Source organism: Ferdinandcohnia sp. QZ13, from assembly GCF_031324165.1.
Classification (GTDB): Bacteria; Bacillota; Bacilli; order Bacillales; family Bacillaceae_L; genus Ferdinandcohnia.
Genome location: NZ_JAVIVW010000015.1, coordinates 1159967 through 1181462 on the forward strand (window position 1 = coordinate 1159967; position 21496 = coordinate 1181462).

The 21496-nt window shown below is 37.7% G+C and carries 30 protein-coding genes, 1 tRNA gene and 1 other RNA gene; 10 read left to right on the top strand and 22 right to left on the bottom strand.

The features are described 5' to 3' along the window. Positions 1–7 precede the first annotated feature (7 nt). From RGU12_RS19555 to RGU12_RS19570, 4 genes are all read right to left on the bottom strand, one after another. The gene (locus RGU12_RS19555) at positions 8–400 is read right to left on the bottom strand and encodes a hypothetical protein (protein WP_309537523.1); all 393 of its coding nucleotides are present in this window, start codon (positions 398–400) and stop codon (positions 8–10) included. A 25-nt stretch (positions 401–425) separates the two neighbouring features. Continuing rightward, positions 426–1139 (bottom strand): DUF4367 domain-containing protein, encoded by a 714-nt coding sequence (locus RGU12_RS19560; RefSeq protein WP_309537524.1) that lies wholly within the window; start codon positions 1137–1139, stop codon positions 426–428. Next, on the bottom strand, positions 1132–1644 hold the full coding sequence (locus RGU12_RS19565) for an RNA polymerase sigma factor (protein WP_309537525.1): 513 nt from the start codon (positions 1642–1644) through the stop codon (positions 1132–1134). Before RGU12_RS19565 ends, RGU12_RS19560 begins: the two co-directional genes overlap by 8 nt. Positions 1645–1774: 130 nt before the next feature. Beyond that, a complete protein-coding gene (locus RGU12_RS19570) occupies positions 1775–1969 on the bottom strand; it encodes a hypothetical protein (protein WP_309537526.1) in 195 nt (64 codons plus the stop codon). A gap of 154 nt (positions 1970–2123) precedes the next feature. Between RGU12_RS19570 and RGU12_RS19575 the strand changes: the two genes are divergently transcribed. Genes RGU12_RS19575 through RGU12_RS19585 form a run of 3 tightly spaced genes read left to right on the top strand, consistent with a single transcriptional unit; the run spans position 2124 to position 4054 of the window. Continuing rightward, positions 2124–3062 (top strand): hypothetical protein, encoded by a 939-nt coding sequence (locus tag RGU12_RS19575; protein ID WP_309537527.1) that lies wholly within the window; start codon positions 2124–2126, stop codon positions 3060–3062. Then, positions 3052–3642, top strand: coding sequence for a hypothetical protein (locus RGU12_RS19580; RefSeq protein ID WP_309537528.1), 591 nt, complete (start codon positions 3052–3054; stop codon positions 3640–3642). The genes RGU12_RS19575 and RGU12_RS19580 overlap by 11 nt, the downstream gene beginning before the upstream one ends. Then, a complete protein-coding gene (locus RGU12_RS19585) occupies positions 3626–4054 on the top strand; it encodes a DUF4275 family protein (RefSeq protein WP_309537529.1) in 429 nt (142 codons plus the stop codon). Before RGU12_RS19580 ends, RGU12_RS19585 begins: the two co-directional genes overlap by 17 nt. 59 nt (positions 4055–4113) lie before the next feature. Here the strand turns inward: RGU12_RS19585 and RGU12_RS19590 are convergent, their stop codons facing one another. The 5 genes from RGU12_RS19590 to RGU12_RS19610 form a co-directional block, all read right to left on the bottom strand. Further along, entirely contained in the window at positions 4114–4344 is a 231-nt protein-coding gene (locus RGU12_RS19590) for a hypothetical protein (protein WP_309537530.1), read from the bottom strand. Continuing rightward, a complete protein-coding gene (locus tag RGU12_RS19595; protein WP_309537531.1) occupies positions 4328–4672 on the bottom strand; it encodes a VOC family protein in 345 nt (114 codons plus the stop codon). Before RGU12_RS19595 ends, RGU12_RS19590 begins: the two co-directional genes overlap by 17 nt. A 13-nt stretch (positions 4673–4685) precedes the next feature. After that, a complete protein-coding gene (locus tag RGU12_RS19600) occupies positions 4686–5489 on the bottom strand; it encodes a GNAT family N-acetyltransferase (RefSeq protein WP_309537532.1) in 804 nt (267 codons plus the stop codon). A gap of 181 nt (positions 5490–5670) precedes the next feature. After that, positions 5671–5898, bottom strand: coding sequence for a class I SAM-dependent methyltransferase (locus tag RGU12_RS19605; RefSeq protein WP_309537533.1), 228 nt, complete (start codon positions 5896–5898; stop codon positions 5671–5673). A gap of 11 nt (positions 5899–5909) precedes the next feature. Then, positions 5910–6356, bottom strand: a complete 447-nt coding sequence (locus RGU12_RS19610; protein ID WP_309537534.1) for an NUDIX hydrolase — start codon at positions 6354–6356, stop codon at positions 5910–5912. A 122-nt stretch (positions 6357–6478) separates the two neighbouring features. Between RGU12_RS19610 and RGU12_RS19615 the strand changes: the two genes are divergently transcribed. From RGU12_RS19615 to spoIIP, 3 genes are all read left to right on the top strand, one after another. Then, complete coding sequence (locus RGU12_RS19615; protein ID WP_396232411.1) at positions 6479–7363, top strand: YitT family protein; 885 nt, start codon at positions 6479–6481, stop codon at positions 7361–7363. Between the two features lie 31 nt (positions 7364–7394). Further along, on the top strand, positions 7395–7781 hold the full coding sequence (locus RGU12_RS19620) for a VOC family protein (protein ID WP_309537535.1): 387 nt from the start codon (positions 7395–7397) through the stop codon (positions 7779–7781). Between the two features lie 104 nt (positions 7782–7885). Continuing rightward, positions 7886–9037: a stage II sporulation protein P gene (spoIIP, locus tag RGU12_RS19625; protein WP_309537536.1), complete on the top strand. Its 1152-nt coding sequence runs from the start codon at positions 7886–7888 to the stop codon at positions 9035–9037. Positions 9038–9412: 375 nt separating this feature from the next. On the opposite strand, the gene RGU12_RS19630 is transcribed toward spoIIP, so the two are convergent. The 7 genes from RGU12_RS19630 to RGU12_RS19660 form a co-directional block, all read right to left on the bottom strand. After that, the gene (locus RGU12_RS19630; RefSeq protein ID WP_309537537.1) at positions 9413–9652 is read right to left on the bottom strand and encodes a hypothetical protein; all 240 of its coding nucleotides are present in this window, start codon (positions 9650–9652) and stop codon (positions 9413–9415) included. An 11-nt stretch (positions 9653–9663) separates the two neighbouring features. Beyond that, positions 9664–10926: an MFS transporter gene (locus RGU12_RS19635; RefSeq protein WP_309537538.1), complete on the bottom strand. Its 1263-nt coding sequence runs from the start codon at positions 10924–10926 to the stop codon at positions 9664–9666. A 21-nt stretch (positions 10927–10947) separates the two neighbouring features. Continuing rightward, the gene (locus tag RGU12_RS19640; protein ID WP_309537539.1) at positions 10948–11331 is read right to left on the bottom strand and encodes a VOC family protein; all 384 of its coding nucleotides are present in this window, start codon (positions 11329–11331) and stop codon (positions 10948–10950) included. A 10-nt stretch (positions 11332–11341) separates the two neighbouring features. Next, positions 11342–12118, bottom strand: a complete 777-nt coding sequence (locus tag RGU12_RS19645) for an alpha/beta fold hydrolase (protein ID WP_309537540.1) — start codon at positions 12116–12118, stop codon at positions 11342–11344. Between the two features lie 261 nt (positions 12119–12379). Further along, the gene (locus RGU12_RS19650) at positions 12380–13234 is read right to left on the bottom strand and encodes an AraC family transcriptional regulator (protein ID WP_309537541.1); all 855 of its coding nucleotides are present in this window, start codon (positions 13232–13234) and stop codon (positions 12380–12382) included. Between the two features lie 51 nt (positions 13235–13285). Further along, positions 13286–13732 carry an NUDIX domain-containing protein gene (locus RGU12_RS19655; protein ID WP_309537542.1) on the bottom strand — a complete coding sequence of 149 codons (447 nt, stop codon included), beginning with the start codon at positions 13730–13732 and terminating at the stop codon, positions 13286–13288. Further along, entirely contained in the window at positions 13725–14360 is a 636-nt protein-coding gene (locus tag RGU12_RS19660) for a Type 1 glutamine amidotransferase-like domain-containing protein (protein ID WP_309537543.1), read from the bottom strand. The genes RGU12_RS19655 and RGU12_RS19660 overlap by 8 nt, the downstream gene beginning before the upstream one ends. Before the next feature lie 115 nt (positions 14361–14475). Between RGU12_RS19660 and RGU12_RS19665 the strand changes: the two genes are divergently transcribed. Then, complete coding sequence (locus RGU12_RS19665; protein WP_396232395.1) at positions 14476–15018, top strand: sigma-70 family RNA polymerase sigma factor; 543 nt, start codon at positions 14476–14478, stop codon at positions 15016–15018. Beyond that, positions 15011–16321 carry a DUF4179 domain-containing protein gene (locus RGU12_RS19670; RefSeq protein ID WP_309537545.1) on the top strand — a complete coding sequence of 437 codons (1311 nt, stop codon included), beginning with the start codon at positions 15011–15013 and terminating at the stop codon, positions 16319–16321. Before RGU12_RS19665 ends, RGU12_RS19670 begins: the two co-directional genes overlap by 8 nt. 34 nt (positions 16322–16355) lie before the next feature. Here the strand turns inward: RGU12_RS19670 and RGU12_RS19675 are convergent, their stop codons facing one another. Then, the gene (locus RGU12_RS19675; RefSeq protein ID WP_309537546.1) at positions 16356–17363 is read right to left on the bottom strand and encodes a DUF3231 family protein; all 1008 of its coding nucleotides are present in this window, start codon (positions 17361–17363) and stop codon (positions 16356–16358) included. Between the two features lie 236 nt (positions 17364–17599). Here RGU12_RS19675 and ssrS point away from each other — a divergent pair. Further along, positions 17600–17794, top strand: a non-coding RNA gene (ssrS, locus tag RGU12_RS19680) — 6S RNA. Positions 17795–17917: 123 nt separating this feature from the next. After that, positions 17918–17991: transfer RNA gene (locus tag RGU12_RS19685), tRNA-Arg, on the top strand. A 265-nt stretch (positions 17992–18256) separates the two neighbouring features. On the opposite strand, the gene RGU12_RS19690 is transcribed toward RGU12_RS19685, so the two are convergent. The 5 genes from RGU12_RS19690 to RGU12_RS19710 form a co-directional block, all read right to left on the bottom strand. Continuing rightward, entirely contained in the window at positions 18257–18712 is a 456-nt protein-coding gene (locus RGU12_RS19690; RefSeq protein WP_309537547.1) for a hypothetical protein, read from the bottom strand. Between the two features lie 246 nt (positions 18713–18958). Then, positions 18959–19102, bottom strand: coding sequence for a hypothetical protein (locus RGU12_RS19695; protein WP_309537548.1), 144 nt, complete (start codon positions 19100–19102; stop codon positions 18959–18961). 64 nt (positions 19103–19166) lie between these two features. Next, on the bottom strand, positions 19167–19541 hold the full coding sequence (locus tag RGU12_RS19700) for a VOC family protein (RefSeq protein ID WP_309537549.1): 375 nt from the start codon (positions 19539–19541) through the stop codon (positions 19167–19169). Positions 19542–19635: 94 nt separating this feature from the next. Further along, a complete protein-coding gene (locus RGU12_RS19705) occupies positions 19636–20058 on the bottom strand; it encodes a DUF1801 domain-containing protein (protein ID WP_309537550.1) in 423 nt (140 codons plus the stop codon). 211 nt (positions 20059–20269) lie between these two features. Continuing rightward, positions 20270–21262: a nuclease-related domain-containing protein gene (locus RGU12_RS19710; RefSeq protein ID WP_309537551.1), complete on the bottom strand. Its 993-nt coding sequence runs from the start codon at positions 21260–21262 to the stop codon at positions 20270–20272. Positions 21263–21496 lie beyond the last annotated feature (234 nt).

A 21496-nucleotide genomic window follows, 5' to 3' on the forward strand; every position in this document is an offset into this window, starting at 1 on the left:
TGGACCGTTATTTTACCTCTAGTATTGTATATGTCCCTGATTTAAAGCGGTATTTTATCTCATACCTTTCACCCACTTTAAACTGCGAACAAAATTCCTCGGTTTTGTCTTTACTTTCGTCAAAATACTGGAACGTTGTATATGGGTCATTCACGTTGCACGCGAATAGTCCTTTATTATTTTTTTCATTTGTAACAGCTGTTTCCTCAACCAAAATAGAACTTTCTTTTTCATAGGACGGACGTAGTTTATTCGATACCATGACACCTATAATGATAAGAAGCCCGATGATTCCAATTACAAATGCCTTCTTTTTATCTTTCTGCACCATGAACATAAAGATTGCACAGCCTACCGCCCCAATACCAATTGCATATAAGGCTATTAAAAGTAAGTACAAAAAATCATCCCCCTTTTTAACAGATTTACTTTTTATAAACTCTGAATGACTCAGCGATTTTGATCATTTCTTCTTTTGGGAACGGTTCTTTTCTTAAGCTTGTTTTTTCTTTATTTTCCACGAAAATATTTAGGGTATAATTGACGCCATCATCAATCCAAAAAAGCATTTGGGCATTTCCGTTAAACATATAATAAGCAGTAATACCATTATTTAATTGAATGGTTTCATATCCCTTTGTATTTACACTCTCTACTGAGCTATCTGCAAGTATTAGATGTATACTCTTAAAAGGTTTATTAAATGATAGGTAGCTAATATTTTGAACATGAAACTTTGGATTATCGAGTTCTAATTGTTTAAGTTCACCATCCTCTATAGATTGAGGTCCTAAGTATTGTTCCATAAATTCAACCTCATGTACCTCAAAAGGTGCATATGTTGGAAGTTTAATCTTTCTCTCAATCTCTTGAAGTTCCTGTATTTCCGCGATTTGTTCTTCAGCTAAAAAAGCTTGATGTGAGAATGGTTTTTGTGGCAAGGTCCAAATGTAAAAGGCTAATAAAGCAACTACTACTAGACTCCCAATAGTGGGTAAAGCCCATTTCATCTTTTTCCATGTTTTTTGTACAGGATGTTCCTCGTAGTTCATTAATCTATCATGTATCCTTCTCTTGTTTTCAAACCCAAGTGTTGCTGTTGGCAAGGAACGTAATTGATTTTCCAAATGATCATTCATGTGTAGCACCTCCCACCCGTTGCTGCAGGGCCATTTTGGCTCGATGATAGGTTGACCGCGTTTTGTTTTCGCTCCATTGTAATATTTCAGCCGTTTCCTGAACGGAAAACCCCTTTACTCCTCTTAGTACAATCACATCACGATAACTAGATTTTAAGGATTGAATGGCCTCAAATATCGCTCTATTTTCTTCTGATAATTGAAGAAGCTGCTCTGGTGTTTCATCCGTCCTTGGTTCGTGACTGGAATCAAAAGACAAAATCGTTCTCCATTTGTTTCGATTTCTACTTCTGATTTCATCAATTGCAATGTTCCTGGCAATACTGTAAAGCCAGGTTCTTGGATTAGAGTTTCCTTTAAAAGCATGAAGACCCTTCATCGCCCTTATAAAAACCTCCTGGACCAAATCCTCCACATCTGCTTTTCCTACTCGATACAACAGGAAATTGTAGATGTCATCGCTATATTGATGAAACCAATCTGAGATGATTTCTTTCTCTCTCATATCCAAATTTTCTCCCCAATTTATTTTGCCATCTATACCATTAGACGTTCTCGCTTCGAAGTTATCGCACTTTTTCAAAATTAATATGAAAAAGGAGTCGCTTTCCGAAGAAAATGACTCCTACTCTAAGCTAGGATAATCTAACTAACATTACAATAAATGGAATTAAAAGCGTGACGACTAAAGATTGTATGAACGTAAGAATGATATCCTTCTTCCACGGATTGCTCTTTGGATAGCGGTTATTGATCCGTTGAAAAACAAGAAACACGCCCCACCAAATCAGCAACATATAAATGACGGTACTGAAACTATCGTAAAACATTGTCGCTACTCCCCCTTTTCCTCCAGATGAAATAAAACGGTCTGTATTTTTATTCCATTATCTCACATTTTCAAAAAACTTGAAATTCACAAAAAATATTCCATTGTCAAATGGTAAAATAGAGTTAGAGATTTTTAGAATTGGGGGTTTTTATTTGAAGGAAAAAATATTCTGGGCGGGTATTTTAATTATCATCCTTAGCTATATCGGCAATTATCTTTATTTCCAATCCAAGCAGTTGGATGCACCCATATTTTTGGAGCATTTTTATGAACTCACTATGAATGAAGACGATGAGACCGCACTTGCCTTCTATTATTTAACAAATAAATCGGACCCATCATATGTCAATTTTGTACGAATTGATGGAGTAGAAGCCTATGCCGATTCAAATGTTGGTTTTATGTGGGAGTCGCAAGCACCTCAATTTGAACAGGAATATATCCACCATTATTTAAAATCTGTTTATGTTTCATTACCGACTGAATTTGAGGGTGACGGTCCTCTATCGTTTTCAGAAATGGAGGTTCATTTATCGGATGGTAAAACTGTTCAAGCGAATATCGGCAAGGTCATTCTTCATAAAAGTACGGAGAATCCAAATGTGTTAGAGACCCGAATAAGTTCGGGCAGTAACCAGCATCGTGAAGAGGAATCAATGGTTGCTTTACAGCCAATTACGATTGAAAAAATCGAATTTCCTTTTGCCGACGAATTATCTGATGACATCCTTATGAAGGTTGATCTTGAACAAGATAGATTGAATGAACTTGAAAAACTTATGACTGGTGCTAATCCACCAACATGGTTTGATGAGGAACGAGATAAGGAGTGGAGTGACTTGCCTGGTGTTTTACTAAATGAGGACTTACTCCCGCTTCATCTTAAACAAAATGAATGGATTCGTTTCTTGATGCAATTCAACCCTGAACGGGATAGCTATTTTCAATTTAGTATCAAACTTTTTGGAAAAACAAAATCAGGTGAAAAATTCGTGAGGGAACTTCCGATTATCGATTATCCTTACCTAGACCAGGAAGCAATTAATCGAATCATCAAGGCTAAAGAGAGCGGTGAGAACAATGAATTTTAAGCGAGTATTTTGGGGCTATATTTTTATTTTACTTGAAATCCATTTGTTCATAGTTGATATTTTGCCAGAACCAATCGGATATTATCTTATTTTTTCAGGAATAGCTGCTGTACCAGCTGAAAGCCGCATTGGTAACAAACTTAAAAAGCTGTTAATTGGCCTAATCATTATCAGCATTCCGACAGTGTTTATCCAGCAGAATGCGACTGGTAACGAATTTGGATCCTATGTTGGTATTTCTCTTTTGGATTACTATACATCCTTACTTGAAATTTTAAAATTGATACTTGTTTTCTTTGTCTTTCAATTGATCATGGAGGTTGTCAAAGCAACCAATGATGACTTTTTAGCCAGACGAAGCGCGCAAACATTTAAGATTTATATGCCAGTCATGCTGCTCATCACGTTTTCACATACCTTTGCAATGAATTTTTCTACTAACATTATGGCAGGGTACTTATTTTTCACAATTCCGGTAGGTCTCATTATGGAGATTATGTTTCTTGTCCTTTTATGGAAGTTGCATAAGCATGAGGGGCTTAATAATTGGAGTGATACGTTTAATGGACATTTTCAATAGATTAAGAAATAAAAATATGAAGGTACGGGAACTTCCAAAATGGGGCTCCTACTTACGGAGCGAGTGGGAATCCCATTTTGCAGGGCACCTTAGAGAATATGAAAAGAAAGCTATTCATTTAAATTCCAGCAACGGTTATTTGTGGCATTTGTTTAGTTACGAAAAAAAGGAGTATTTTGATGAAACAGTTGCTGAAGACGCTTTTAACAATGAACCAAAAAGTGAATGCTATATTTTCTACCAGCATTGGGACTATGCGCTTCTTGTTGAACATGCAGCAAAAATGAACACAAGTGATTTAGGGGACGAAGTTGATGTTTATGTTGTGGATAAACATTTTCAGTGGACTTTCGTCATTACACACGAATCAGGTTTATGTGGTCCCTATTTTAGTAGGATCGAAAAAAACTAAAAATACCGCAATACACTAGTAAGCTCTAATGTATTGCGGCATTTTCTAAATATGAACGATTAGATTTTCCAATTCCATTTAAAGAAAAGAAAAATTGAATGTACGATCGTCGCGACTATAACTACCGGTAAAACCGGTTGCCAATACACTTCCCCTTCATAAATAAAAAGAATGACCAAAAGAATTCCGATTCCTAAAATCAGATTCATGATGTATTCCTTTAGCCTCAATACCTCTGCCTTTTCTCTGAAAATTGCACGCCAACTTTTCTTTTTATTTTCTCTCAACAAGCCCAAAACCTACTCCAGTTGGATCGACTAAATATGCTAAATAAAACTCATCGAATTCCATTTTTTCACGAACAATCAGCGCTCCATTATCGACAGCTTTCGTGATTGTATCTTCAATCGAATCAACTTCAATCTGAATTCTGGTGCCGTGCGGATAATCATGGGGACCTTTGCTTATTCCGCCTTGAATTTCTGCTGAATCAGTATTTTTAACGGGCCAAAACCCCCAATTCGGCTCTCCCATTTCCCATTCTAAAACGGTTGAATAAAACTGAACTGCTTTTTCAGGATCTTGACTGCTAATTTCAAAACCTACAACTCTTGCCATTTTCATCTCTCCCTTAGTTCATTTTCCAAATTGCTTTTGTATACCCTATTCTCATGCCTGCTCGTTCCATGTTATTTTGGCTGACTGAGCCAAATATTGCCTGACCTACAATTATCCTACAACCCTGTTCCAGTGCTGTTTGCATGCGCTGCTTAATTAGTGCTGTTTGAATACCCTGATTACGAAATTCCGGTAAGGTCGTCGCGGATGCGAGGGTACCAATGCCATTTCTTGAAAATAAAACCCCAATTCCAGCAGGTTCATCCTCAATGCTTGCAAGAAAGAATGTCCAATTTTCATTGTTGTAAAGAACTTGATTATTTTGAGCAACACCCTCTATTAAGAATGAAGGCATCCCAAATCCCTTTGTATACATTTCGGCATACAAATCGAACTCATCCTTTTTTAATTCACGAATCGTGATTTTAGAAAGGTTTTCAGATTCTGATAATGGATAAAGCTCTGAATAAAGGGTTGTGTGAAAGTCATGATGATACAGTCCTTTGTTACTCAGGTACGTAAGCAATTCCGACGAAACATGACCGGGTGTAAGTTCAAATCGAACCGGAATGTCCTTTTGTTTGTAAAAGTGCAGGATTGGTTCGATGAATGTTTCATCTCCATTTGATAGGCCCTTTACCGTATTGAAAGAAGGCCCTGGAATGTACTTAACTGAAAAGGCTGTTGCCTTTCCGAACTGTTCAATTTCGACGCCCATTGGATTTCCTTCGATTGCTTGGATCGCCGTTAGTCTTGATTTCAACACTTCGATTTCAGATGTTTCTAAGGCTTGTGCTAATTTTTTCGTGACGACCATTTTGGCACTTCCTTTTTAGAAGTTCTGATGAAACTTCCAATAATGACGAACGCAAGTCCAGTAATATTCATTGTGTTAAAAACAGTTTTAGATTCTATGAATCCAAGTGGATAGAGAATAGCACATACTAATATACCTAATCCGAAAGAACTGACGGAATAACCCACTATACTTCTATTCACTATTTGTATTCTTTCTGCATACATAGATCATTTGGCGGCAATTCGTGGATAGCGGTTTCCGCAAGGGGTATGGTTGCTCGTCCTGTTCCACACGCTAAATCAATGATTGGACCGCTCACTTTTGTAGCCCATTTTTGTAAAAAATTCACGTCCTCTTGGAAAGAATCGTTTTCTTGGTCATAAAGGTCTGGTTCCTCGTACTCTTCAAAATTGTCAAATTGGTTCATTTATTTACCCCTTACCTCAAATGCTTCTCTATAATAATCCTTGCCCTTTCATCCAAATTGTTTGGAATTTCTTCTTTTGAAAAGAATCGAAGGTCTAAGCTTTCATCATCGTTTGCTTTTAACTCACCACTTATTTCACTTGCTATAAATAACGCGATCACATTATAGACTTCATCACCATTTGGATATTTATAGTAAAGTTCCTTACCAGATAATGTATCAATGTGTTTATATTTTTCGGCAATTAATCCTGTTTCTTCGAACAATTCTCTTTTTGCTGTCTCCTCAAGGCTTTCTCCAGGCTCCATTGCACCACCTGGCAAACCCCATTCAAGAGTATCTGAACGATGCTGTAAAAGGATTTTTTCTTCATGGTCTTTTACGATTATTGTAGAACCAACCAAAATGAAAAGTCTATTTCCAATTAATTTTCTAATTTCTCTCGTGTAATCTCCCATACCCCACCCCTTGCACAACTAATCTTTATACTATTTTCCACATAAAGGTAGTAATTTCCTTCTAAAATTGTAAGCAAACCTATGATTTATGGTAATATTAAAAAGGTAATTCTATCTTGAAATTGAAAGGCTTGGTTTTTGTGGTAAAAACAAAGAAAAAACGGGTGTTAGCTGAGATTAAACAGCTTATTATGATTACCATTGGGGCTCTTATCGCAGGCTTTGGATTGGAACTTTTTTTAGTACCAAATAATATTTTGGATGGTGGAGTTATTGGTCTATCCATCATTGCATCAAAGATATTTGGTGTTCCGATGAGTATCTTTCTGATTGTTTTAAATATCCCGTTCCTGTTTCTTGGATATCGAAAAATGGGAACAAAGTTTACTTTACATACATTATTTGGTGTTTTAGTTTTATCAGCATTTACTGCGTATTTACATCATTTTGAACCAGTAACAAATGATTTATTTTTAGCAACAGTCATTGGTGCGGTTATTTTAGGTACAGGTGTCGGGTTAGTCATTCGTACTGGTGGGGCATTGGATGGTACTGAAATTTTAGCCATCATTGTGAGTAAGAAACGGCCAGTGTCTGTTGGACAAACGGTTATGATCATGAACGTGTTTATTTTTATCCTTGCTGCCTTGCTCGTATTCAGTTGGGAAACAGCCATGTACTCCATTATTACTTATTACATCGCGTTTAAAATGATTGATATTGTGGTTGAAGGTATCGAGGAATTAAAATCAGTAACGATTATTTCAGACACGCCTGATGTGCTTGCTACTGAATTGAACAAGGTTCTGGGTCGTGGAATTACCTTTATTCATGGTGAAGGGGCCTACACAAATGAACCTAGAAAAATTATTTATACCATTGTTAGCCGGATTGAACTCTCTACACTAAGGGAAATTGCTCATGAAATTGACCCAAGTGCCTTAATAGCAATCGAAAATATGGCAGATGTAACGGGTAGTAATTTCGGAAACGGTGAGGGACATTAAAGAGCGGTTCTTTACAATCTAAAGAAAATGGGTGATAACGTTGATTAATAAAATTGGAAAAATTACGGTTTATGTGGAAAATCAAGAACAAGCTAAGGACTTCTGGGTCAATAAACTTGGTTTTGTTTTAAAGTTGGAACAACCGATGGGGCCTGACTTTTTCTGGATTGAGGTTGGACCTAGTGAAGATGAGTTCACGAAATTGGTTCTCTACTCAAAGACGGCTATGGAACAGCATGACCCATCAAAGGTTTCACATCCAACCGTTCTTTTCAGCACTACTGACATCGATGCAGCTTATGAAAAAATGAAGCAAAATGACGTAAAGGTCGGGGAAATGTTGAGAATGCCGTTTGGCACGATGTTCTCCTTCTATGATCAGGATGGAAATGAGTATTTGTTAAGAGAAGATAAATAAGAAACATAGACAAAGCATGGTGCACCATGCTTTTTTCATTTGAAAGATTCTATTTTAGTCCTCTTCCTCATATATATGTCCAAAAGACATAAAGGACGGATATCATGAAAAGTACTGAATATGGGCCAATTTTTATTTCAAGAATTGCCTTTATGTTTATCTTAACGGTATTCATATGTTTCGTAGCTGCTTCAAGCATATCCTCTGTCAAAAAAGAATGGATTAATTTTCGTCAATTTGATATTAATATCCGAACTCTTCCGACCGATGCTTTTGTTAAACTGCTTGAATTCGAGAATGCTTATTTCGGACAAACCTTAAGTGAAGAACCAGAATCTATCACCAAAATGTTGGTAGAATCAACCCTTCAATTTAAGTATGGGGATTTACGAAGTTTTTTCGGTAATGAACTCCCTGGATTATCGATGTACCATACCGAAATTCTGATTTCTAGGGATGGCACAGATTATACCAATCTTCCATACGAATCAGCGCCTCCTTTAGATGATTTACTGCAGGAAAGGGAAATGGCACAAAAGGAATTGGAAGAACTACATAAGGAAGATCCGAAAACACCACCAGTCAATCTAGCAACCGATAGAAAGGTGCTTATTTATCACTCTCATAGTTATGAATCCTACCTTCCGCTACTTGGGCTTACAGGCGACCCTGATATGAATAAAGCCGTTGACTCTAAAACAAACATTACACTTGTTGGCGACCTACTTGGTAAGGAGCTAGAAAAATACGGAATTGGTTCTGTTGTTGATACTACGAATATTGGACAGGAATTGAAGAAAAAAGGCTGGGATACCACCCAATCTTATGCAATCTCACGAGGAATCGTTCAATCGGCAATGGCAAGTAACTCTGATATTGACTTTTTAATCGATCTACACCGTGATAGTATGCGAAAAGATGTGACAACTGTTTCAATCAACAATAAACCATATGCAAAAGTCTTATTTGTTGTCGGAAAAGCAAGTAGTCATTTTGAACAAAGTTATGCATTAGCTGAATCTCTAGACAAGGCAATCGAATCGCAGTTTCCTGGAATCAGTCGGGGTGTGGTTGCGAAGGGACTGAATCAAGGAAATGGAGTATATAATCAAGATCTAGCGGAGAACTCCATTCTGATTGAAATCGGTGGAGTCGATAATGATATGAAGGAATTAAAAAATACGGTTGAGGCACTTGCGAAAGTGATTTGTGAACACATTATCGATGCCGAGAAAGTGAACGCCTCTCATGAATAAAGAGCTACTCTTTTGGTTGATTTGGTTGTTTGCTTCAACCCTGATTTGCTTTTTTTACCTGTCCTTTGGTTACACCCTTGCAGCGTTTCTGACTGGGATTGTTATGTGCTGCAAGGCCTTGATTAAACAATCGATTGCGGAAAATAAAAAACAACGGGGGTAGTAGGCTTCCGTTGTTTTGTTATTATTTTCATTAACTTTTAATCTTAAACATTGATTCATTCCCACCATCCCGTAATAAAAGACAAGATTAACTTAAAAAGGAAAATGAAGATACATACAAAAACAACTTCCACTAGAAAGGTTTTATGATGCAATTCCTTTTGTTCCCAACGTATGAGTGCAAGCGTTAAGATTACCCCAACATACATCATGTCATTTACCTTCTTCTTTTTCCTGCTTCATTTTTTCGTATTCATGCCAGTCTACTTCTTTTACTTTTCGAAACTCTCTTCCGCACTTTTTACATGCGTAGTTTGGTGGTATTAAAAATGGAAGCCAACAAATAACGAAGCCGTATGGAACTAAAAGCAATAGGATTGCAGCTGGGATTTTGAACATAAAAAAGTTCTTTTTCACTAGCATATCTGATTCGCAATGTAGACAAAGTTTCATAGAGTCCCTCCTTATTTATCTACTGTCATCTGAGGACTCTGAGCGATGAGGGTAGCTTGTTTTTTTATAATTAAAACGAATAATGTTGCGACAATACAAAGGACTCCTGCGGATAGAAACGTGATGGTGTAACTATGGAAGACATCATAGAAATAGCCACCTAAATACGCCGCAACACCTGATCCGATTTGGTGTGCTGCAAATACCCAACCATATACAATGGGTCCATTTTCCTTCCCGAAAAAGTCGGCTACAAGTCTTACTGTTGGTGGCACGGTAGCAATCCAGTCCAGTCCGTAGAATACGGCAAATGCGATGAGCATCACATAGGATTGCATCTGGAGTGCGGAAGGCAACACGAGTAATGATAGACCACGAAGTCCATAAAACCAGAATAATAGCCACCTGTTGTCGAATCGATCAGATAGCCACCCGGCAATCATCGTTCCGATAATATTAAAGATACCCATGAAGGCGAATATGCTTGCTGCATGCACCTCGGGAATTCCATGATGGGTTGAGGCTGGGATAAAATGTGTACCTAAAAGTCCTGCCGTGGATAAACCACAGATGAAGAAACTGCCCGATAATAACCAAAAAGGGCCAGATCGAACTCCAATCCAAAGCACCTCAAAGGCTGATAAAATTGGGTTCTTTTTATTTTCAGTTTTTGTCTCCTCCTTGGTAGCACCGTACGGAAGAAGTCCTTTATCACGCGGATGATCCTTCATCCAGATTAAAATGATCGGAGTAATCAGGAGACCAAGTCCGATAAACACAGCCATTCCCACTCGCCAGGAATATTCCTCCGTTAGAAATGATAGAATCGGTAAAAAGATCATTTGTCCAGCTGCGGTTGCAGCCATAAGTAAGCCTAGCACCATTCCACGCTTCTCTTCAAACCATATCGTTGCGATATTGGCGGAAAGTACCGATAAAAACACGCCCGAACCGATGCCAATAACGACTCCCCAGATGAGATGAAGCTGCCAAATCTGCGTCATAAGGAGGCTTGTGACTAACCCGATAACTAACAGGACCATCGAATAGGACATGATTTTGCGAACACCTAATCTCTCAAGTCCTGCGGCAATGAACGGTCCTGATATACCATAGAGTATGAGGTTAATGGCAAATGCAAACGAAATCGAAGATCGGCTCCAATCAAATTCTTGTTCGAGCGGAATCAAAATAACTCCTGTTATGGAGCGTATCCCCGCTGCAATTAACACTGCAACAAACGTAATCCAAACCACAACCCAGCCATAATGCATGGTCAGCTCTCCTTCTTGTATTTAAAGACTTTCGTAGATTTCAATAAGGTTGCCGGCTGGGTCTCGGAAATGTGCAACCTTTAGCATCCAGTCTACTTGCTCATGTGGCTTTGTAATAAACTCGAGTGTATCTTTCATTTTTTCATATGTATCCTCAACACTTTCCACTTTAAAAATCAATGTTGTTTTATCTTGGTTCTCAACTAGTGGTACATACTCTGCACCAATCGCTTCCACCATTTGCTTTCTTTCAAAAAGACCAAGCTTTACCCCACCGATACCAGTAAAATCGGCATATCGGGAATTTTCGTCTCCCCATGAAACCTCAAAACCTAGTATGTCTCGGTAGAATGAGAAACATTCTTTATAGTCATCTACTAACAGACGGATATGTGTTACGTTCATTTGGTCCTCCTCAGCTTATTGGTTTACATTCTACAGGTACTTCCCCATCATTGATCCATGTTTCGATCATTTTATTAAAAAAGTCCGGCATCGCCATCGAAACCCCGTGACCCATGTTTGGAATAAGGACACCTTTAGCATTTTGGTTTGCTTTTACGATGTCATTGGCTGATTTTTTCATAATAGACTTTTCTTGATCACCCACGGTTACCAATATGTTGGTGGTTGCTTTTTCAAAATCAGCTGGGATTGTGAACGACATGTTCTCCTCTAAGACACTTGTTAGAGCGTCGGCAGTGATTTGGCAGCTTTCTTCATAGTATTTTTCGAAATAATCGTCACCGACATATAATGTTTTTGCTTGGAGTTTGGAAAACCATCTTTTTTTAATGAGAGGGGCTGATAGTTTAACAGTCGGACGAATCCACTTCTTTGCATAAGACATCGGTCTTACTAGGGCACTATTAATGATTGCAATATCAATTAAGGCAGGTTTCATGTTTAGGAGCTGAACGATAATTTGAGCACCTAGGGAAAATCCTATCAGGATTACTTTCTTACCGATTGATTTTTCTTCGATCAATGTTATGAGTCTTTCTGCGCTGTCTTTGATTGAAAAAGGAATCTCAATGCTTTTCCCGTGACTAGGTAAATCTGGAACGAGACAATGGTATTGGGAAAAATACTGTACCTGTTTATCCCACATCCAGCCACTTACCCCACCGCCATGCAGAAAGACCATAAGAGGCGCACTCGTATCGCCGTATTCTTGATAATGTAGATTCATATGAGTCACCTCAGTTTTTGTATCTCACTGTTTCCATTATATATTTTTCAAAAATTTCCGTCTAATTATTTCCTTGAATAATTCCGTAACATCCATAGAAATTCATTAACGACCATAGAATTAAAATAACGACCATAAAGCTAACGCTAACGACCACAAAAATAAATTATCGACCATAGGACTGATTTTTGATGTTTGTTCATCCTGTTTCGTTCTAAAAAGCAAGTCAAAGCCCCAAGGTATCTCCTTGGGGCTCTCACTTTACTTCACTGGTATCCAAATTTCCGAGTAATAATTAGGTTCATATGCGTTTCCAGCAGGGTACAGTTCGAACTCAGCTGTCCCTGCATACTCATAGCCACTTGATGGGAACCATTCTGAGTAGATTTTTTTCCACGCATCTTGCATTGCGTTTGGCATTGCGCCATGAACCTCGAATACGGCCCATTTTGATGCTGGAATTTCTAAAACGTCAAACTTTCCTGATTCACCCTCTACATTCTCCACCGCAATCCAATAATCGATGGCTCTGACGTTTGGCTCACTCACACAGACTCCCAAAATCCCATTTATTTCGCCGTTATTCAGTGGAACCAAAGAATCACAGGTACCGTCTGTATTCACTTCTTCCCATAATTTCGGAATCCTACTGAGATGTTCATCATTCACACAAGAAAATTGTCGCTTAACACCTACTGCTTTAAATCCTTCCTTCTCAACAATACGATACTTCACTGGATCTGCTCCTTTCAAACTCACCTGGATAACCAGGCGGCTATATGATTGCAGCTTTCCAATCCCCTTCCGAACGTCGCTTGGCGTAACACCATGCTGTTTCCGAAAAGCTTTTGTAAAAGCCTCGGGAGTGTCGTAGCCATATTTGTAGGCTAGATCAATAATCTTTGTTTCAGTTTTCATTAAATCCTCAGCTGCAAGTGTTAACCGGCGTCGACGGAGGTAATCGCCCACTGTGATGTCTGTTAAAATCGAAAACGTGCGTTGAAAGTGAAACGGTGATGCATTCGCATGCCCTGCGATTTCCTCGATTGACACATCCTCAAGCAAATGGTCCTCCATAAAATCAATTGCATTTTGTAATGATCCTAGCCAACTCATTCTCCCTCACTCCTTACCTCAATTCTATCTGCCAACCTTTTTCCCATCCTGTCATTTTGTGCTTAGTGAGGACAGATGATTGATAAAAAAGCTACGGGTATCATCGTGAGTGAGTTTGTCCGACACCTCATTTTTTGTCAAAAACTGAAGTTCAGCGATTTCTTCATCCATTTGGGACAAATCCTCTAAAACACCTTTGTATTCAACCAAGAACATCGTCGTCTCCTGGCGCTCAAACCCAATTTTCAGTTTGATTTTTTCAGGAAACGTAAAACAAATTTTCTCTCCAAACTCTTTACTAATTAAAAAATCAGTTGAGCCTGTTTCTTCTTTAAGTTCTCGGAGTATCGCATGTCGAGGTGATTCATCACTATCTTCAATTCCACCCTTGATGAAATCCCACTCACCTGGTATCTTTTCCGAACTAGCTTTTACTTTATGTACGAGCAGAAATTGATCTTCCTTATAGACAATTGCCCCCACCGCTTGTCTAATCATAGAGATAGGGCTCACTTCCCTCGTGTTCAACCAACTGTCCATTTTTAAAATAAATCCCAGAGTTTTCGTCGATTCCATAGCCAGGAACTTTCAATTTTGAAACCGCCTCTATCAGGTTCTTCTCTTCGTTCCATTCTGAAAAGTGGACGGATATGACACAGTTTTTTAACAAGCCTAAGCCTAGTAAATATAACTGTTCTTGTTGCAGCGCATCTTCTGGTGAGATAACACAATGTTCACAGGAGACTAAAGTTCCTGCTGAAAATCCAGCAACAGGAACGCCTTCATCAAACACTTTTCGAATGGTATCACCTACGGGAGTATCGACAATATAAGTACGGTAAAGCTCGGTTACCCCGCCGCCAATAATAATCCCGGTGCATGTTTCTAGCTGACCCAGTTGGTCATGAGTTGGGTTTTCCGAAAGTCCAAAATAATAAAAATCACGCACTCCATTGTCTTCTAAAACCTTCGTGTAGCTCGGCATATATTCTTGCCAGCCTGGCCGCTTAAGAAACAAAATGGCCACCCTCGCAGTCTTGTTTCCAGCAAATCTCGCAAACCGTTCCCCTAATTTATCAGTAAAAGGAGGTCCTCCCCCAAACAAAAATAGATGTGTTTCTCTCATTTTTATCTTCCGCCCTTTTTTGAAAATGATAAGATTTATATGTATTTCGATAATAACGACTAAAATCCTTTATATATTTGAAACGTTTTGCATGACTAGTTTCTCTAACTAATAGATGAAAGGAGGAAGAGTTTTGAATATCAGTAAACTGGTTACAAAAGCAAAAAAGGGAAATAACCGGGCATTTCAGGAATTAATTAATACCGAAAAAACAAAACTTTATAAAATGGCCTATTTGTATATGAAAAATGAGGATGATGCACTTGAAGTGTTCCAGGAAACAGTTTATAAGGCCCTCACCTCGCTTAAGGATTTAAAAAATGATACATATTTTTCAACTTGGATTACGCGCATTCTGATAAATACTGCGATTGATCAGCTGCGCAGGAAAAAGAGAGTGATTCCTATGGAACGGGATTTCCTTGAAAGCAAGGCTCCTTCGTACACAGATAAGGAAGCTGATTCCGACTTATTGAACGCCATAAAAGGATTAGATGAGAAATATAAAACCGTTTTAGTTTTACGCTTTTACAGGGACTACACAATCAAGCAAATCGCTGAATTTCTTGACTGTCCAGAAGGAACCGTGAAAACAAATATACACCGCGGGATTGCCCTATTGCGAGATCAATTAAAGGAGGTCATTGTGAATGAGTAAACAGTACCCTGAGTTCAATAAAGAGCTTGAAAACATTCATGTGCCCGTTGAGAAGCTTGATCGCATTATTCAACAAACCATTAATGAACACAATAAACAGAAACCACGACGCATAAAAATAATCTTAACAACCATCGGATCAGTTGCTGCAGCTTTTATCCTGTTTTTAGGGTCGGCTACTTTTTCACCAACATTAGCCAAGGTTGCGTCTGAAATTCCATTAGTCGGAACGTTTTTCAATGAGTCCAGTGATGAAGGGCTGCAAATCGCAGGTAAAAGTGGGCTTACTCAAGTCGTTAACCGGACTGCCAAAGATAATGGTGTGAAACTAACAATGAATGAAATTTTTTATGATGGTACTCGGCTAACATTTGGCATGACCCACGAGTCACTCATTGCAATTGGCGATATTGAGCGACCTACCATTTTGGTGAACGGAAAAGAGATTAATTTTGGTGCAGGTACCACTGGAAAATTTATTACCCCCTCTAAATATGAAGTAGTCATGGATATTAAGCCGACAGAAGATTTGCCGGAAGAATTTGATATGAAGGTCATCATTGATGCTGTCGGGCTAATAGCGGGTAATTGGGAATTTGAATTTCCAGTGAAGCAATCAAATGAAGTGACGGTTATTCGACCAAACCTAACAAACGTCATTTATGATACGGAAGTGACTGTAGAGTCCGTGAAGATCGGCCCGGCCGGAACAGATTTAGCTGTTCAAGTAAAAGTTGACCCTAACAACACAAAAATTGATCCTTATATGGATTTACATTTTGCTATGATCGATGATCAGGGTAGAGTTCTACGAAGTCTTTCTGGAAGTGGGCATGGGGAAGCCATCGACGGAGTTGAGGTTGCAAACCTTGATTATCTTTTTACACCAATTAAAGATGGAGCGAAAAGCTTGACGATCCTTCCATATAAGATTCCAACTGAAATGGGTACTTTTGAGGAGCTATCCGTTTCATTAATCGAAACACTTCCAGTTGAAATCGACCAAGGCGAGGTAGGAAAAATAACCGTAACGGATGTTGAGTTTCTTGATGATAAAACAGTCGTGTATTTTGAATTGGATAGTGAGTTCCCATTTGACGATAACTTAACGATGAATCGAACATGGTTAGAATCGAAGGATGGCAAGGATTTAACGTTCCAAGACAATCCTTTTGCGAAACGAATTAAAGGAAATCTTTTCATGCAGGAATTTGAAGCGACAAAGACTAAAGACGTCAAATTTAAGGCTACTAAACTCCCTAAGCCAATTACGTTTGAACCTTTTGAAATTACATTACCATAAAAAGAAGTCAGGCCCTGTTGCCTGACTTTATTCGTTATTCACCATCTGTAAGTGCTTTTCTGTCAACCGCATGTGGGGGTTTTTCAAACCATCCCTCATCAATCATGATATTGGCGCCATCTTCAACATAACGCCCAATATCCAAGATGAATTTGCTAAACATTAGCCCAAGGTCTCGTCTGCCGTTTAGTGACATTGCATTTGCATAGGATCTTATCTTCATCGAGAACATATCAATTTTATGGAACGTCATTAATTTATCTGAGAATGGTGGAATCGTTGAAGCCTCCACTAAATCATCAAGTAATGGATGCCCCGGCAAATTTTCTTCGTGAAGCTTTGCTAAACAATCCTTAATATGATCCATTGTAATCTCCTTGCCACGGAGCATAAATTCCTTCACCTTTTTACGCTCTGCCACTTGGCTGAATCCCATCAATAGTCCTTTACTTGCTACATTATTTTCAAGATTATCTTGAAGATGTGCAATTTCTAAAGCATGGAGTGGTCTAACATCACCGAAAAATCCAGCTAAATAGTTTTGTTTTTCTACAAAACTTACTTCTTTAGGAATTGGGATAACCGGTGGTTTCGTTAAATAACCCTTTTTTTCTAAAGTTTCATTTAAATCAACTAAAAAATGGATCGTGTCCACATCAAATTTGATTACCGTATCTCTTATATCTGGCCGGATCATCATGGGTATTGCTGTGGAGTAAAGACTTAGCCCTGCTTTCGCTGTATATTTTAGATAATGAAGGTAAAATTCGTCTGCGAACAACCGAGGAGCATCTATGTTTACGTCTTTTTTAACATCAAAACCAATTGGAATAGGGAAGTTTTCTTTATTATAAATCTTCGTAATGTCGTCAGTGATTTTTTGACTGGTGCTTTTCGCTTTTTTTAAGATTTCCATGATGTCAGGATCCTGACAATGTTTTTGAAAATAGGTTAACACGCAAATAGCCATTGTGTTCCCCATATAAACTGCCCAAAGCTTTCCCATTTCCGCTGAAGTAAGTTGTTCGTTGTTGGGTTTCATTTCCTATCTCCTCATTACTTTTTTATCTAGTATTTTGCAAGATGAGCGGATGTATTCAAGAATCTAGCCTTTCGAAATATTTTTCGACATTATTCCCTCGTATCTACGTGAAAGATTGTTGTTTCATCAGGGTTTGAGGTTGCACCCAATTTCATCTTTAAAATCAAGTGACAAAGTTCAACATTTTGGATGATTTTTACATTTGATTTCCACGATTCAATCATGTAGTATACAAATACAAGCTACATTGTTCGTAATCATAATAAAGTTTAACCTTTGAACTGAAATAGGGAGTTTAACATTGAAACTGGAATGGCAGGCCTTCGTCCATGGCGACATGAAGGACATACAGGAACGTTTCTGCAAACACCCACTTTGAGGAGTGGTGGTTTTAAACTTTCTTAGGGTATTACGGCAATTGTGGCTTTTCCAATTACATGCTAATCCATTTCCCAAGAGGGGGATGGATTTTTTATTTGGCATTCATATGTCTTGACCGTTGGTGCTAATTAATTCTATAATTATTTTCTGAAGTGCTTTTACAATTTCATCATGTCCCAGTAGCTCAGTAGGATAGAGCGACAGCCTCCTAAGCTGTAGGTCGTTGGTTCGATTCCAATCTGGGACGCTAAGAAGATTGACCATGAAACCTTTATAAATAAAGGGTTTTGTGGTCTTTTTTATGTTTTGAAATAATTATTGTTCGAGTCAGAATTAGGCATGGGTGGCGGATTTTATTTATGTGATTTTAGACTGCATTTCCTAACTATTTCCGAACCAGATTATCAAAAAAAACTCAATATGGAGACTGTTCCTACAGCCCCTGTTTCTAACCTCCCCCACTGAGGAGTAAATTAAAAAGCCTCCCCAAAAGGATAGGCTTTAATATTGTATTAGTTATCGTTTTTATCTTCTAATTTTAGAATGTTATTTGTATCCTTTAAGACAAACGGATTGTAGGAATCCTTTGAGTTTGTAGAGAATAAGTCTTCGGCTTTTAAATCCGTTGTTTTCTTGTTAATATCTTCTCTAAGTGTTTCTTTAAGTTTCTCTAATTCTTCTTCCATAACTTTAATCTTTTCTTTATAGGATTCTGCTTCTTTTTTATAAAATTCATATTCGAATTCAAATTTTTTCTTTTCTTCAGGATTAGTTGCTGCCTTAGCTTTCTCATAGGATTCTTCAGCTTTCGCCTTTTTTTCCTTACCCATTCCTATTATCCAATTCTTAAATAATTCTGTAACTTTTTCAAATACAAATTCAAGAATCTCTTTACCATATTTGACCAATAACTTTCTAATAACTGGCCAAGCCTTTTTAATGAACAACTCTAAAAATTTTTTCCACATAGATAATAATCCTCCTTAAATTCATCTAATTATAAGACAATTTACATAGGATTAAAATACAGATTTTGGATTCTTTATTAAAAAAGCACCCCGTAGGATGCATGAATCCGAAATATATCAAACATACTTTCTCTAACATTTGAGGATGCAGCGTAAATTCTATAGCTTTCAATCTGGAACGTTCTGAATAGCTCCTAACTAGATAGGGGCTATTTTTTTAGCAAAGAAAAAAGAGGCTTCAAGCCTCTACACTTCCTTTGTTTTCGTTTCTTTTTGAGCATATACCGATATTCCTTCAGTAATTGTGCGATCGATATCAAGATAAGGCTTTCCACGTAGCGCATCATTTGAAAATATTTCAAGACTTTCCTCTTTTGTATCCTTTGGCAAACTGACCACCTCCAACATTGGCGATTATCTACATTAGCCATATTGTGGGCATTCAGCTCGTTGTTCATGCATTCTTCCATTCTAAAAATTCCAAACGATTGCCGAACGGGTCAAAGGCATATAAGCGATTGGCACCTGGGAGATTATTGTCATCCATTGTGTTCACATTGTTGTTTTCTAGATTTAGTTTTAAGGCTTTAAGGTTCTGGATTTCAAAGGCAGGATGTGCCTTTTTTGCGGGTACGAATGGTTCATCAATGCCGATGTGAATTTGCACCGATCCATACGAAAACCAAACACCGCCATTTTTCCGAAGGGTATCGGGCTTTTCGATTTCTTGGCAGCCTAAAATGGTTGCATAAAAGTGCCGCGCTTCCTCTTCGCTCCCTTTTGGAGCAGCAAGTTGGATATGGTCAATCGCTTTAATTTTAAAAGCCATGTTCATTCCCCCTATTTTGTAAGCTACCTTCATCGTACTCCATTTCAGGGGATAACTAAATTTGATTAATTTTATGTATTGGTATTAGTTTTGCTTATTCGGATGGGTAAGTCTCTTGTAAGAATTTTATCGATTGGGTAATAAGTTGCTTAAGTACTTCTACATCGATATCCGCAATTTTGTTGATGTAGACACATGCTTTTCCAGATGTATGTTTGCCAAACTTTTCGAGTAACTCCTCACGCTTCGTATCGCCAGTTGCAAAATACAAACTAATTTTTGCTTTGCGTGGTGAAAAACCAACAAGTGGCGCATCGCCCTCGTGACCAGTTGCATATTTGTAATGGTAAGAACCAAACCCAATTATGCTCGGACCCCACATTTTAGCCGGATACCCAGACGTTTCTGTAAAAATATCTAATAGCTTGTAAGCGTCTTCCTTCTTTTTCGGATTATCGACTTTTTCAATGAATTCAATCACACTTGCGTCGTTTTCTTTTGTTTTTAATTCGTACATTGTTTGGTGGTCCTCCTTTTTAGTAGTAGGATTGACATTGTTTATTTATTCGAGACGTTGGGTGGGGATTCCTGCTTTTTTTATTGTGGGAGTGCTAGTGACAGTATTTTTAAAATAATGACAGTAAAATTCAGATAGTGACAGTAAATCTGCAATAGTAACAGTATTTTTCGAATAGTGACAGTAAAGTTTGAGGCAATTCGTATTATGGTCAATTATTGTGTATATTTTTTAATGCTTCCTCGTTTATTAAGTAAATTCTATCTTTATAGCTCCCTTTATATTGTAGATTTAATGAAATTAAGATGTGTTTTGCAGTAGATATCGACTGAATACCTAAAAAACCTCGCAAATGGCGATTTGTAATCGTGTTTCCAAAGAGAAGAATATACTCCTTTAAAGAATTGTAATAAGGTTTGGAAGAAGAATAGTGGCAAGAAGGGCAAGTCCATGATCTTTGCTTTCGATTCATTGGAAGGAAGTCGCATTTCGGACATCGTACACCTTTAATGAGTTCATCCTCCATTATTCCGAATTGTGCCAATATATCTGGGTCATGAGGTGTATGATGTTTTAAGAGTAATTTTGAAAGTTTTTGTATTTTACTTTTTTCTAAAACTACTCTTTTGTTCCTTTTCTCAAACAACTCAATCTTTTGAAGAAAACTCGGGCTTTTAATTACTTTGTTATAGTATTTAAAGTCTTTGCTGGCATCAATAAAAGCGTTAGGATTTGTAAAAATTACAAGGGTTTCAATTGGAGTTAAGGGGATTTTGAAGGTTTCTAGAAGTCTTTTAAGCTGTAGCTGATGTCTGGTGATTTGAGTGACAGGGCAATTATACGATTTTCTAGTATCTTTGTAGCTTTGGATTAATTGGTCAAACTTCCAGTCAAAATATAGTTCTCCGCGATAGTTTTTTGCGTCGATGATTAATAAAAATGTGGGACTAATTAGAAGTATGTCAATTTCAAAAAAATGTTTACCGGAGATATCTGGAAGACGAAGATTATGGAAGATTAGATAATTGTTTTCTTTCAAAAAGGTTAAATAATATTGCAAAGATTGTTCTCCGCGGTAACCCGACATCCTTCGATGAAATTCATCGCTAATTTCTTGATATTTTGGATGAGATTCTGACAATCGTCCTAATAATGCTTTTAATTTCCTCACCCTTAGTGGAATTTTTAATTCTTTTTTGTTCATTTATTTTACTCCTTTGTATTTGATAAGTCTTTTTTCTACAATTTTTTGTGAATTCCTTCAAAGTTTTTATATTTTTTATCCCTATGGTCGTTATTTTGTGTCTATGGTCATTAGATCTACTTCTATGGCCAGTATTTTATTTCTATGGTCGTTATTTCACTTCTATGGGCGTTAGACTAGTTCACATCAATATCCTCATAACTAAACCTTACATATTCTGGAACACCCTATAAA